At 59.1% G+C, this 13,628-nt stretch carries 10 protein-coding genes; 5 read left to right on the forward strand and 5 right to left on the reverse strand.

Annotated features, from left to right (window positions below; translation table 11 throughout):
* Positions 1–183: 183 nt before the first annotated feature.
* From VEH04_13990 to VEH04_14010, 5 genes are all read right to left on the reverse strand, one after another.
* Positions 184–1,011 (reverse strand): prepilin-type N-terminal cleavage/methylation domain-containing protein, encoded by an 828-nt coding sequence (locus tag VEH04_13990; GenBank protein HYG23890.1) that lies wholly within the window; start codon positions 1,009–1,011, stop codon positions 184–186.
* 140 nt (positions 1,012–1,151) lie between these two features.
* Positions 1,152–2,438, reverse strand: a complete 1,287-nt coding sequence (gene hemL / locus VEH04_13995; GenBank protein ID HYG23891.1) for a glutamate-1-semialdehyde 2,1-aminomutase — start codon at positions 2,436–2,438, stop codon at positions 1,152–1,154.
* A gap of 52 nt (positions 2,439–2,490) precedes the next feature.
* Positions 2,491–4,128: an NAD+ synthase gene (locus VEH04_14000; GenBank protein HYG23892.1), complete on the reverse strand. Its 1,638-nt coding sequence runs from the start codon at positions 4,126–4,128 to the stop codon at positions 2,491–2,493.
* 3 nt (positions 4,129–4,131) lie between these two features.
* Positions 4,132–4,713: a DUF192 domain-containing protein gene (locus tag VEH04_14005; GenBank protein HYG23893.1), complete on the reverse strand. Its 582-nt coding sequence runs from the start codon at positions 4,711–4,713 to the stop codon at positions 4,132–4,134.
* A complete protein-coding gene (locus VEH04_14010; GenBank protein HYG23894.1) occupies positions 4,710–4,871 on the reverse strand; it encodes a hypothetical protein in 162 nt (53 codons plus the stop codon). The genes VEH04_14005 and VEH04_14010 overlap by 4 nt, the downstream gene beginning before the upstream one ends.
* Positions 4,872–5,018: 147 nt before the next feature.
* Between VEH04_14010 and VEH04_14015 the strand changes: the two genes are divergently transcribed.
* From VEH04_14015 to VEH04_14035, 5 genes are all read left to right on the forward strand, one after another.
* Positions 5,019–6,167, forward strand: coding sequence for an MFS transporter (locus VEH04_14015; protein HYG23895.1), 1,149 nt, complete (start codon positions 5,019–5,021; stop codon positions 6,165–6,167).
* Positions 6,168–6,182: 15 nt separating this feature from the next.
* Positions 6,183–7,289: an ROK family protein gene (locus VEH04_14020; GenBank protein HYG23896.1), complete on the forward strand. Its 1,107-nt coding sequence runs from the start codon at positions 6,183–6,185 to the stop codon at positions 7,287–7,289.
* 64 nt (positions 7,290–7,353) lie between these two features.
* The gene (locus tag VEH04_14025; GenBank protein ID HYG23897.1) at positions 7,354–8,769 is read left to right on the forward strand and encodes a glycoside hydrolase family 125 protein; all 1,416 of its coding nucleotides are present in this window, start codon (positions 7,354–7,356) and stop codon (positions 8,767–8,769) included.
* A gap of 6 nt (positions 8,770–8,775) precedes the next feature.
* Positions 8,776–10,674, forward strand: a complete 1,899-nt coding sequence (locus VEH04_14030) for a glycoside hydrolase family 97 catalytic domain-containing protein (GenBank protein HYG23898.1) — start codon at positions 8,776–8,778, stop codon at positions 10,672–10,674.
* A 44-nt stretch (positions 10,675–10,718) separates the two neighbouring features.
* Complete coding sequence (locus VEH04_14035; protein ID HYG23899.1) at positions 10,719–13,610, forward strand: glycoside hydrolase family 76 protein; 2,892 nt, start codon at positions 10,719–10,721, stop codon at positions 13,608–13,610.
* Positions 13,611–13,628 lie beyond the last annotated feature (18 nt).

Below are 13,628 nucleotides of genomic sequence, written 5' to 3' on the forward strand. Positions count from 1 at the left end.
ATGTGCTCTTTATTGAAGAAATGTAACCGCCGGGGAGCCGCTGAGTCGAATGCCATATCGGAAAAAATTGACGACGTGCAACTTTTTCCGGCTTGGCTCCGCCTGATCGCGCACGGCGCAATCCTCTGTCACGCGGCGAGCTGGAGGTGTGCGCGACGCCTCCAGCTCACGCACAAAGCCTGCTCAGGGAGCGAACGTCAGCCACGGATTCGTAATGTGCGCCGTCCAGCCTTTGTGCCACGTCAGCGTCTTGATGTCCTGCAGCTTCACAGCCTGGGCATGGCCGTCGGCGAATACCATGTCGATGGATCCCGGGATCGGTTGATTGAACTTCGCCGTCCCGCGTTTCAACGGATGCCGCGCGACCATGATGCGATCCATCTTCGTCTTCGGCACATCGTCCGGAGTTCCGAGCATCAGGTCGAGGTTAGGGGTGATGGTCGACGACACCTCGATCCAAGTGTCGAGATAGGCTGCGTCGAAGAACACAGGCGTCTGGACCGGTTGCCGGATGTTGACCTCCTTGCGGAAGTAGAGCGCCTGGTTTTCGTAAGGGTGATTGCTGTAGAGCCAACCGTTCATCCCGTAGCTGCCGTAGTTCAGATTCGGATCGGAAATGCGGTTCCAGTACCATGCGGAGGTCGCATTGCCCTTCTCGGTCGTAAGCGTGCCGCGGTCAGGAGCAACGGGGCAGGTGCGAAGCTTTCCAACCTTCGATTGATAATCAATGAGCGTGGCCATCCAAAGCGACCAGTCGCCCTCCGTTTCACGCGCCTTGATTCCAACGCCCGCAAAATCGCCCTGATACATGGCGTACGCGACGCCGAGCTGCTTGAGATTGCTGATGCATTGCGCCTGGTATGCCTTCGCCTTGGCGCGCGCAAGCGCTGGCAGAAGCATTGCAGCGAGAATGGCAATGATTGCGATAACCACCAGAAGTTCGATCAAGGTAAAGCCCCTGGTGCTCTGCGAAGAGGGGGAAGGCCAGCCGATAACTTTTAAACCGTTCATAGCAGCGAACATGATTCGTGCGCTGCAGTGGTCGCAACAATCGGAAAAACGTAGCCTTTTTTGCAGAATTGTAACTCCGCGAAGGCTGCGCCGGTGGTTTCAATCCGGAGCGAGTCTCGATGCCGCAGTGAAGAGGACGATCAAACAGTGCGCAGCACTTCACGCGCTGCGCGGATTGTTTTCTCAATGTCGCCGGAGCTGTGGGCCGTCGAAAGAAATCCTGCTTCGAATTGCGACGGTGCAAAGTAAACGCCCTGTTCCAGCATGCCGTGGAAGAACTTTTTGAAGCGTTCGCGATCACTCTTCATAGCGTCCCCCAGATTCCGCACGGGCTCGCTGGTGAAATAGCTGCAGAACATGGATCCGCAAACATTGAATTGAACGGGAATACCGGCGGATTTGGCCGCGTCCTTCATGCCCGATTCCAGCTGCTCGCTGAGTTCCTCGAGCCTGCAGTAAGCGCCGCTGCTCTGGAGTTCCTCGAGTGCTGCAATGCCCGCCGCCATGGCGATTGGATTCCCGCTCAGTGTGCCTGCCTGGTAGACGGGCCCGAGCGGCGCAAGGTGGTCCATGATGTCAGCGCGTCCGCCGAACGCACCCACTGGCAGGCCGCCGCCAATCACTTTCCCGAAACAGCTCAGATCCGGTTCGATGTTGAAACGTTCCTGCGCGCCGCCTTTGGCAAGTCGAAATCCGGTCATTACTTCGTCGAAGATCAACAACGCGCCGTTTTCGCGGGTGATTTTCCGCAAACCTTCCAGGTAGCCCGGCAGCGGCAAATACAAGCCGGCGTTTCCCGGCACGGGTTCAATGATGATTCCAGCAATCTGATCCTGATTGGCGTTGAAGGCAGCTTTCACAGCCTCGAGATCGTTATACGGAAGCACGATCGTGTGCTGCGTAAAAGCGGCTGGAACTCCCGCGCTGTCAGGATGGCCGAAGGTCAGCGCCCCGGAACCCGCCTTGACCAGCAGCGAATCCGCGTGCCCGTGATAGCATCCGTCGAACTTGATGATCTTGTCGCGCCGTGTGTATCCGCGCGCGAGCCGGATGGCGCTCATGCATGCCTCCGTCCCGCTATTTGTCATTCGAACTTTTTGCGCTGCCGGCACCAGGCTGCGGATGAGCTTTGCCATCGTCACCTCGTAAGGATTGGGAATCCCGAAACTCGTGCCGCGTTCCGCCGCGTTCTTGACGGCAGAAATGATCCGTCGATGCGCATGGCCAAGGATCGCCGGCCCCCAGGTCAGAACGTAATCAATGTAGGCGTTGCCATCGACGTCCCACACGTGGGCGCCCGCTGCGCGATCGACGAAGAACGGCTGGCCGCCCACAGCACGAAAAGCGCGGACTGGCGAATTCACGCCGCCGGGAATGAAGTTCAGCGCCTCAGCGAAGAGGGCGTCGGATTTGGAACGCGTTAACATAGCGGGGTCAATCTGCGCCAGCGCCGCCCGCGCTGAAAGTTTTCTTTCGGCCCTACGCTCCCGAGAATTTCTGGGCGATCGGGATCCGCCGCCCCACGCCGAACGCTTTCGTCGTGACGCGCAGCCCGGGCGCCGCTTGCCGCCGTTTATACTCGTTCAGATCGATCAGACGGATCACCCGGCGGACTATGGCTTCATCGAAACCCGCAGCCACGATGTCCACGCCCGATTTTCCCTGAACCACGTAAAGATCAAGAATCGCATCGAGCAGTTCGTAGGGTGGCAGTGAATCCTGGTCACGCTGATCCGGCCGCAATTCCGCAGAGGGAGCTTTCGTGATTGAAGATTGAGGAATGATTTCGCGCTCCCGGTTGATCCAGCGGGCCAGCCGATACACGGTGGTTTTGGGAACATCGCTGATTACCGCCAATCCCCCGCACATGTCGCCGTACAACGTGCAATAGCCCACGGCGAGTTCGCTCTTGTTGCCGGTCGTCAGGACAAGCGACCCAAACTTGTTCGACATCGCCATGAGCATCATCCCACGCAACCGCGCCTGCATGTTCTCCTCGGTCGTGTCCTCTGCGCGGCCCGCAAACAGGGGCTGCAGCGTTTGTTTCACGGCTTCGAAGCTGCCCTGTATCGGAACCACGTCATACTGAATCCCCAGGCATTCAGCGAGCAGGCGCGCGTCGGTGAGACTGTGGTCCGACGAAAACTGGGAGGGCAACGCCACGCCACGAACATTTTCCCGTCCGAGCGCGGCGACAGCGAGCACGGCCGTCACGGCGGAATCGATGCCGCCGCTCAAGCCGAGCACCGCGGCGCGGAACCCGCATTTGTGCAGGTAATCCTTCAGCCCCAGCACCAGTGCCTGATACAGCGCTTCCTCTTCGCCAACCCGCAGTTCAGGGGCAGGCGCCGCGGTCTCCGTATCGACGACCACGAGGTCCTCCTCGAAGACTTTCGCCTGTGCGATCAGTTGTCCACGGCCGTTGAACACGAAGCTGCCGCCATCGAAAATCAGCTCGTCATTTCCGCCGACCTGGTTGCACAGCACCACTGGCCGGCCTGTTTTCAGCGCCAGGCTGCGGAGCATTTCATAGCGAGTTCGATTCTTGCCGATATGCCACGGGGAAGCCGAGAGGTTGAACAGGATCTCGGCGCCCGATTCGGACAGGTCGACGGGTGGATTGTGCCGATACCTGCGTTCCGGCCAGAAGTCGTCGTCGTTCCAGATATCTTCGCAGATCGTGATCCCGATCTTGCGGCCGTTTACGAAGACGGGCTGGTTTTCTGTCGCGGGCTCAAAGTATCGGTCTTCGTCAAAAACGTCGTACGTGGGCAGGAGAGTCTTTGAGCGAATGGCGCCCACCTTGCCGTGTTGCAGCAACGCGGCGGCGTTGGCCACTGCGCGTCCGGGTTGCACACGATTGGGTTCAACAAAGCCAGCGAGCAGCGCTGTGTCGCCCGTCGCCGCGGCGATCCTCTCCAGCGCTGCGAGGTTGTTCGCAACGAAACGTTTTCGCAGAAGCAGATCGCGCGGGGGATAACCTGTTACGCTCAATTCCGGGCAGACGACAATTTCAGCACCGCATTGCACGGCTTTGCGATAGGCACCGAGGATCAGCGCCTCATTCCCGGCAAAGTCTCCAACCGTGGGATTAATCTGTGCGAGTGCGACGCGCATGGCTCACGGTTTTCTAAAAAAGGTTTCCTGCAATGTTCCTTCCGTGGATCGCACGATCGCACCCACTCCAATCTGATGCCGCTCGAACCAGCCGTGGGGCATCTCGAGAACGAACTGCACGTCATCCGAATAGGACGGGATGCTTCGTTCATCGTGCGGTTTCATGTCAATGAGCTGCAGGATTTCCCCGCTCGGACTGATGTAGGCGCCCGAAAGGGGGATCAGACAATTCCGCATGTAAAAGCTGCGTTGATCGGGCCGGGGGAAAACGAAGAGCATGCCCTCCCCGTCGGGGAGATTCGTGCGGAACATCATCCCGGTGGCAATCTCAACAGGCATTCGGGCGACCTCTGCCGTCACAGAGTTCGTGCCTACGTGAAGGTGAACGGCCGGCAGGCGCGGCTGCGCTGCAAGGAGATGGCCGCGCAGGGGATCGACCGCGGGCCGGGTTGCGACCGGGAGCGGAGCAGGAAGCGGGGCTTCCTCCTGGCACCCCGCGAGAAGGCACGACAGCAGGAGCAGGGCTGAACCGGCGCTTTGAAATTGCATTGCGGCAACAATGGCGGAGGACTTTTTCGTTTTCAATATTGGAACCCCGCAAAATCATCCATCTGCATGACGCGCCAGAGCCAGGGCGGCCGGTAAGTTGGAAGTCCGAAGATGAGCGGGCGTCGGGGAAACATGCTTGCAGCCGGAGTGGCGAGTGACTGCGAGTGCAGCGTGGGATGCGCAACGGCTTCCATTTAGCATTCCCGCCGGCCCAACCTGTCGGGTCACAATGCGTCTTGCGTTGGCCCGAGTTGCTGGTGTTCTTTTGGCGGCAGCGGAACGAGTTCCGTTCCATCACGGGTAGATAACTGACAAAACCGCTCACAATCGACCAACTGACTATGCAACTTAGAACGCTTCCGATCTTCCTCGCGTTTCTCCTCATGGGCGTCGCCGATGCCATGGGGCCCTTGTCCGACGCAGTGAAGAAGAACTACGACCTGTCGCGCGTCATGGCCACGATGATGCCGTTCTTTGTCTTCATCGCGTTTGCCATCTTCAGCGTGCCTGGCGGGGTGCTCGCAGCCCGCATTGGAAAGAAGAAGGTGCTCTTGCTCGGCCTCGCGTTGAACACCGTCGCGGCCGGGATTCCCGCTTTCATGAATCCTACGTACACCGTTTTGCTGGCGTGCATCTTTGTGCTGGGAGTTGGAACCACGCTTTTGCAAGTCGCCGGAAATCCCATCATGCGGGATGTGAGCGCGCAAGGTGACTACAGCCGCAACCTGGCGCTCGCGCAGGGCTTCAAGGGAATCGGCAGCTCGCTGTCGGCCTATCTTCCCGCGCTGATCACGGGCGTGGCATTTCTGGCTGCGATGAACTGGCGCGGAGTATTTCCGGTGTTCTTTGTCTTGATGGCCATCGCACTCGTGGCAGTCGCCACGTTGAAAGTTGACGAAACCAAGGCGCCGACACCTCCAAGCATCGGCAGTTCGCTCGCGTTGCTGGGCAATCCCACGTTCGCGCTGGCCGTGCTGGGAATCTTTGTGTACGTGGGCGCGGAAGTCTGCATGGCCACATTCCTCAAGCCTACGCTCGAAGGACTCGGACTCGACGAGAAAAAGGCGGCACTGCTCGGGCCGACGATGTTCTTCGGCTTGCTCACGGTGGGCCGTCTCATCGCTGGCAGCATCAAAGTGAGTCCGCGCGCGTTCTTCCGCCTCTCGGCATTCCTCGGGCTGGTCGGATTGATCCTGATCATCACGAACGTGAAGGCCCTGGCGATTGCCGGGGTCGTGCTTGGCGCTTTTGGATTCGCGAATATCTGGCCGATGCTTTTCTCCATCACCGTCGAGGAGAAACCCGAACGCGGGAGCGAGTTGTCGGGCCTCATGTGCATGGCCATATCGGGCGGCGCGATCGTGCCTCTGGTCATGAGCAAACTGGTCGACAACGGCATGAAAACGATGGCCTTCATCGTCCCGGCGATCTGCTTTGCCTACCTGCTCCTCATCTCCATGCGCGGCGGACGCAAGCCCGCGGCGGCCTGAACTATCAATCACACCATGAGTATCCAAAGAGACCAGCGCGTCGTGATGACGCTTGATGCAGGGGGCACCAGCTTTCGTTTCGCAGCGATGCGGGCGGGGCGTTTTGTCACGGACACCATCACCGTCCCGTCGTGTGCGGATAACCTCGACCGCTGCCTTGCCAGCATCGTTGAAGGGTTCACCCGCGTTAAGGCGGCCTGCCCCGCCGCTCCCAGTGCGATCAGTTTCGCCTTTCCCGGGCCCGCCGACTATCCGTCAGGAATCATTGGCGACCTCGGCAATCTGCCCGCTTTCCGCGGCGGCATCGCACTCGGGCCCATGTTGAAGAAGAAGTTTCGCGTGCCGGTGTTCATCAACAACGACGGGGATTTGTTCGCTTACGGCGAGGCCATCGCGGGCTTCCTTCCCTACGTCAACGACCTGCTGAAGAAAGCCGGCAGCCCCAAGCGATATCGCAATCTTCTGGGAATCACACTCGGCACCGGCTTTGGTGGCGGCATCGTGCGGGACGGCGAGTTGTTTGTTGGCGACAACTCCATTGCCGGCGAAGTGTGGCTGTTGCGCAACAAGCTTAATCCGCAGATGAATGCCGAGGAAGGAGCAAGCATCCGGGCTGTCCGGCGCGTGTATGCCGAACAGGCAGGGATCACGGCGGCTGAAGCCCCCGAACCCAAGGATATTGCGCTGATCGGACAGGGGCGCGCCAGGGGCGACAAGGCGGCAGCCCGCGAAGCTTTCCGGCAGCTCGGCGAAGTCGTTGGCGATGGCCTTGCGCAGGCCCTCACGTTGCTTGACGGTCTGGCTGTCATTGGTGGCGGAATTTCCGGCGCTGCGCCGCTGTTTCTGCCAGCGGTCGTGGATGAGTTGAACGGCACCTATACAAAGCCAGATGGAACAAAGTTTCCGCGGCTTGCATCGAGGGCGTTCAACCTGGAAAACGCGGGCGATCGGAACAAGTTCCTGCGCGGCAAGGTCCGCGAAGTCACGGTTCCTGGAACAAAGACAACCCTGAAGTATGATTCATTGCCGCGAATCGGGGTCGGTTTATCCCGCCTGGGAACCAGCCAGGCGATAGCGGTGGGCGCGTGCGCCTTTGCGTTGCGCGCCCTGGACGAAGCCTGATCCAGGATTCGGAAATCCTGCGGCTGCACACGAGAGCAACGTTAACGAACCATTTGCATTTCATATGACGCGACGAGATTTCATTCAAAATACGGCGCTGGCGGTGGCTGGCGCGGTGGTGGCCCCGCAGCTTTCGGCTGCGCCGATGGCTTTTCCGGTTGTCCGGCCTGCCCGTTCCAAAAGGCATTTCAAGAGCGCGGCAGTCGAACGCGTGATTGAAAAAGTGCGATCGAACGCGGGGAACAAGGAACTCGGCTGGATGTTCGAGAACTGCTTTCCCAACACGCTCGACACGACGGTCGACTTCCAGGTCGTGAATGGCCGTCCCGACACGTACGTGATCACAGGCGACATCGACGCCATGTGGCTGCGCGACAGCTCCGCCCAGGTCTGGCCGTATCTGCCGTTGATGGGCGAGGACAAGCCATTGCAGCAGTTGATTGCCGGAGTGATCAACCGCCAGACGCGATGCATCCTCAAGGACCCTTACGCCAACGCCTTCTACAAGGATGACAACAAGCAGGGTGAGTGGAAGACCGACCTTACGGACATGAAGCCTGGGGTTCATGAACGAAAATGGGAAATTGATTCGCTCTGCTACCCGATTCGCCTGGGGCATGAGTACTGGAAATTGTCGAAGGACACCGCGCCGTTTGACGCGGAATGGCACCAGGCGGTCCGGCTGACGCTGCAAACGTTTCGTGAACAGCAGCGCAAGGACGGCAACGGGCCATACCGTTTCATGCGCCGCACCGAAATTGCGACGGACACAGTTCCGGGCCGCGGCTATGGAAACCCGGCGAAGCCTGTGGGGCTCATCTACTCCATCTTCCGTCCGAGCGATGATGCCACGATTTTTCCCTACCTCGTTCCATCCAACTTCTTTGCCGTTGTCAGCATGCGCCAGGCGGCTGAGATGGTGGAATCGATTCGGAACGACCAGGACCTGGCGAGGGAATGCCGCGCCTTGGCCGATGAAGTGGAGACCGCGCTGCGCGAACACGCGATTGTCAATCACCCAAAGGCCGGCCGCGTGTATGCGTTCGAAGTGGACGCTTACGGAAATTACTACTGCACGGACGACGGCAACATTCCGAGCCTCTTGTCCCTTCCGTACCTCGGCGCAGTGAAACGCGAGGATCCGATTTACGAAAGCACCCGGCGCCTGCTCCTGTCGGCCGACAATCCTTATTATTGCATTGGCAAAGCCGCGAAGGGCCTGGGCGGGCCGCACGTTGGAGTCGACATGATCTGGCCGCTTGGCGTGGTGATGGAAGGCCTGACGTCGACGAACGAAAACGAGATCCGCGAATGTTTGGTGACTCTGCAACGCACGCATGCAGGGACAGGCTTCATGCATGAAGCTTTCCACAAGGACGATCCGAGGAAATTCACACGATCGTGGTTTGCGTGGGCGAATACGATCTTCGGTGAATTCGTCCTTAAAACCTTTAACGAACGCCCGCATCTGCTGAGCTGAATTGAAATGATGAGTGTCAATGTAGAATGGCCGGGAGCGCAGGCTTCCATTGGAACATCGTTGATGAAATGGACGGGGAAGCCGGGTGTGCTCGCGCTTGCGTTGATGGTTCCTTTGTTCGCGCATGCGGAAGCTTTCAGGTTGAAGAGTCCAGACGGCAAAGTGCACGTGCAGGTGCAGACCGGATCGCGGTTGAAGTACGCCGTTGAATTTCATGGTTCAACCGTGGTTCAACCCTCCGCTCTCGGAGTGACGGTCGATGGCGATGATCTTGGCGCGCAGGTTTCACCCGCTGGCAAGCCGGAAGCCGATGAAGTGCGGGAGCGATACGTCACGCGCGGCGTGCATACGAACGCGTTGAACCACTACCGCTGGTTGACGATTCCGCTGGCCGGAGGTTCAGGCAAAACCCGCTGGCAACTCGAACTCCGCGCGTACAACGATGGCGTGGCTTATCGTTATCAGGTTCCAGGGGAGGGAAAGCGCCACATCGACGGCGAGGCCTCCGAATGGCGCATCCCCGAAGGCACGATGTTCTGGCATCAGAGCGCCGACAACCGATCTTACGAGGCGCGTTATGTGCCCGACATAGTGGGGCAAAGCTCCAGCCGGCATCGCTTGATGGCGCCCGCGACTTTGAAATTCGCCGGCAACACGGGTTACGGAATGATGACTGAGGCGAACCTCGTCAGGTACAGCGACATGGCGTTGCACGCCAGCGGCACGAACAGCTTCAAGGCGGTGCTGCACGACGATCCTAATGGCTGGGATCACACTGGCGAAATCGTTTCCCCGTGGCGCGTCACGCTGCTCGCGCGTGACCTGAATGCGCTCGTGAACAGTGACCTGATTCGAAACCTGTGTCCGCCTCCAGCACCTGAATTGGCGCACGCGGAATGGATCAAGCCCGGCCGTTCCATCTGGCATTGGCTCACGGGCGGAGGTCCGAAGCTGGCTGAGCAGAAGACGTGGATCAATGGGACGCGGGACATGGGCTATGAATATTACCTCGTCGATGACGGATGGCGCGATTGGAACGGAGGCGGCGACAACGCGTGGAAGGCGCTGCAGGAACTGACAGTTTATGCAAAGTCTCAAAACGTCGGCATCTGGGCGTGGGTGCATTCCAAATATGTGTTCAAGCCGGAGGAGCGCGTTGAATACTTCAAGCGCGCCAAAGATCTCGGCATTGCCGGCCTCAAGATTGATTTCATGGAACCGGCGAATCACGTCTGGGTGCAGTGGTATGAGGACGTGCTGCGCGACGCTGCAAAGTTCCAGTTGATGATCGACTTCCACGGCTGCGTAAAACCGACGGGGCGGGAGCGAACGTGGCCGAACGAAATGACGCGCGAAGGCATTTCCGGCCGAGAGCAGGGAAAGAATCCTTCGCCACATGACACGACGCTTCCGTTTTTGCGGTACGTTCAAGGACACGCAGATTATACGCCCACATTGCTCAATCCCCGCAGGCTGGATGGATCTTCCTTCGCGCACGAGCTCGCGATGGCGATCGCATACACATCGCCTTATCTCTGCCTGGGGGACAACCCGACGAACTACCTGAACAGCGCCGCGGTCGATGTGCTCAAGGCGCTGCCGCCCGTATGGGATGAGACCATCGTGCTGCCAGGCAGCGAGATTGGGCAAATTGCGTCGCTCGCGCGCAGGCAGGGCGCGCAATGGTTCATCGGCGTCATCAACGCGCAAATGCCCCGCCGGGAAGTCGTGGCGCTGGATTTTCTCGGGGCTGGCCAGTTCAAATTGATTGAGCTTGCGGACGATTCCGACCGAGCCGACGCCTTTGTCCGAACAGAACGGGTCGTCACCCGTAAGGACAAGCTGACGCTGCCTTTGCGGCGCGACGGCGGTTATGTGGCGTGGCTTGTGCCGATGAGGAAGTAACTGTTTCGTGTCCGGAGTCGCGCATGGTGAAAGTGAGTTTGAATGTGAGAAATAAATCGAAATGCGCGTGGATCCGGGATGCGGCCTCCGCACTGGAGGAAAAAGCGCATGCGCTTCGTGCGCTGGGATTTCGCGTGTCCGCCGTCTTGACGGTGGCTGTGGCGGCGTTGGCCTTCTTCAACGGGCAGGGAACTTCCCGCGGCTTTGTCGCCGCGGACCAGCAGACCATGGTGAACTCGTTCAGCAACGCGTTCTATTTCACCTCGAGCGGGAACCGGGCGTATTTTCGCAACACCACGGCGGGGGGCACGACCTGGTTTTGGGGACGCGCAAACCAGATGGAAATGCTAATCGACCTCTACGAGCACACAACGAACAGCGTGTACCTGGCTCAGTTTGCGCGCCTTTACAACGGCTTCGTCTCGGACTACGGCACAGATTGGATTTGGAACGAATTCAACGATGACATCATCTGGATGGTCATTGCGTGTTCCCGAGCGTACCAGAAAACCGGCAACACCACGTATCGCGACGTTGCCAAGTTCAACTTTGACAAGTGTTACCAGCGCGCATGGTCCCCTGACCTGGGTGGCGGCCTTTGGTGGAAATCACCGCTCAACACCTCCAAAAACGCGTGCGTCAATGGACCGGCAGCCATCGCGTCGTACCTGATCTACCAGAACTTCAACGACACGAATTACCTGAACAGGGCCCGCGAGATTTATCTTTGGCTGCGGTCCAATCTCGTGAACACCAACACGGGCCAGGTTTACGACAGCATCTACTTCACGGGAACCAAGGATCAGACACCGATCACCTACAACGAAGGCACCTACATTGGTGCGGCGAATTATCTCGGTTACACCAATGACGCATTTGTCGCGGCGAATTACACCCGCAACAACATGGGCACTGCAAACCTCCTCCCGAACTACGACGAGCATAACGACCTGGGCGGTTTCAACGGCATCTTCGTGCGATGGATGGTCAAGTTCATGAACGATCGCAATCTTCAGGATACCTTTCTGCCCTGGCTGCAACAAAACGCCAACGCGGCTTGGAATGTGCGCCGCGCGTCGGACAACCTGTCGTGGTCGAAGTGGGTCGAGCAAACCCCGGCCGGCACACGCTATTCATTTGGATGCTGGGGCTCAGTGCTGATCATCAACCTCGTTCCGCCGACGCAGAACCCCGGCGGCCCGGCCGTTCTTCTCGCCGCGAGCGACGGCGGCATCAGCAGCAGCTATAACAGCGGCCTGAATTGGTCCGATGGCGCGGCTCCCAGCTGGCAGAAGAATTATGTCGTTGCCGATGCGCGAGTTCTCCGCACGCCGCACGACAATCTGCATCACAGTTTCCTCGGCAGCTCCCTCACTCTTTCAAACGGCGGCGTTCTCGCTTTAAAGAACACAAGCGGCGGACGCGTTCTTTCCATAGGCACCGACCTGATTCTTGACAACGGCGAGATTGGCAATTGGGCGGCCAACAGCGCGACGCTCGCCGGCAAGATCACGCTCCGGCCGGGCGGTGGACGCATTGACTCGCAGGGCAACGCAACCACGATCACGGCTTTGATTGGCGGGCCGGGCCGACTGCGTTTCGTTGCGAATCCATCGAGCGCGGTGAACGGAACCATCACTCTCACGGGTTCGAATACGTATTCTGGCGGAACGGCGATTGAAGCCCCGCACATTGTTCAATTGAACGGTGGCACACTGGGAAGTCCAAGCAGCCCCTTGATCTTTACCAATGCCGGCCGGGGTTACGGAACCCTGAATCTTAATGGGACGGATCTCTCGATTGGCACGCTTCAGGGCGGTGGAGGTACCATTCTTAACAACAAGGCGGGAACCACAAACGTCCTGACCATTGGCACGGGGAACTTTGGCGGCAGTGTCTTCCATGGCCTCATCAACAACGGCGCAGGCCGGCTTGCTTTGCACAAGGTCGGCAGCGGCGCAATGACGCTGGCGGGAACCAGCGGATTTACAGGCGGCACGTTGATCGCAGGCGGCACCCTGCAGCTCGGTGACGGATTGTCGCGCAACGGAAGCATCGGCGGCGAGGTGACCAACAACGCTGCGTTGATCTTTGCGAATCCCCTGATTCAAACGTTCTCTGGAACCATTCGCGGCAGCGGAGCTGTAACGAAGAGAAACGCCACGCGGCTGACGTTTTCGATGCCCTGCAGTTACACAGGTCCGACGACGATTGAGGCTGGCACGCTGGCGCTCAGCGGCATTGGTTCGGTGAGCAACACCGCCAGCATTTCGATTGCGGCTGACGCGGTGCTCGACGTCATGTCACGCGCCGACCAGGCCCTGACGTTGCACAATGGGCAAAGTCTTTTGGGCGGCGGAAATGTGAATGGATCGCTGCACGCAAACGTCGGATCCACGATTCAGCCGGGACCCGGCATCGGAACGCTGACGATCCAGGGCGGCGTGACGCTCAAAGGATTGGTCTTTTTGCAACTGAGCCGCGCCACTGAACAGAACAGTGATTGTCTGGCTGGCACGGGCATGATCGAGGGCGGCGGCACGCTTACCGTGGTGAACGCGGGCGAGACGCTTGAAGCTGGTAATTATTTCAGATTGTTCAACCAGCCGGTGAGCGGGTTTGCATCGGTGAACCTCCCGTTACTGAATCCAGGATTGATGTGGGTTGACCGGCTTGCAACCGATGGAAGTGTTCAAGTCGTAGCCAGCGCGGCGGTCGATGCAACCGCAGTCCAGCTCAGCGCCGCTGAAGGCGGCCTGACAGTTTTCTGGCCAGCTGATCACGTCGGATGGCGTTTGCAGGTTCAGACGAACGATTCCGTCACCGGCTTGACGGGTGAATGGATCGACGTTCGGGGTTCGGTCACCAATTCATCGATGGGTGTCCCTGTGGAACAATTTGGTGACAACGCCTTCTTCCGCCTCGTGTTTCCGTAAGGCGGCCGGGATTTTCTG

It is taken from the genome of Verrucomicrobiia bacterium, from assembly GCA_035629175.1.
Lineage (GTDB): Bacteria > Verrucomicrobiota > Verrucomicrobiia > Limisphaerales > DASXHY01 > DASXHY01.

Excerpts from the sequence above, each read along its gene's own strand:
- VEH04_14020 (HYG23896.1), top strand. The coding sequence starts at position 6,183 with ATGAGTATCCAAAGAGACCAGCGCGTCGTGATGACGCTTGATGCAGGG.
- hemL (HYG23891.1), bottom strand. The coding sequence starts at position 2,438 with ATGTTAACGCGTTCCAAATCCGACGCCCTCTTCGCTGAGGCGCTGAAC.
- VEH04_14000 (HYG23892.1), bottom strand. The coding sequence starts at position 4,128 with ATGCGCGTCGCACTCGCACAGATTAATCCCACGGTTGGAGACTTTGCC.
- VEH04_14030 (HYG23898.1), top strand. The coding sequence starts at position 8,776 with ATGATGAGTGTCAATGTAGAATGGCCGGGAGCGCAGGCTTCCATTGGA.
- VEH04_14010 (HYG23894.1), bottom strand. The coding sequence starts at position 4,871 with ATGGAAGCCGTTGCGCATCCCACGCTGCACTCGCAGTCACTCGCCACT.
- VEH04_14015 (HYG23895.1), top strand. The coding sequence starts at position 5,019 with ATGCAACTTAGAACGCTTCCGATCTTCCTCGCGTTTCTCCTCATGGGC.
- VEH04_13990 (HYG23890.1), bottom strand. The coding sequence starts at position 1,011 with ATGAACGGTTTAAAAGTTATCGGCTGGCCTTCCCCCTCTTCGCAGAGC.
- VEH04_14025 (HYG23897.1), top strand. The coding sequence starts at position 7,354 with ATGACGCGACGAGATTTCATTCAAAATACGGCGCTGGCGGTGGCTGGC.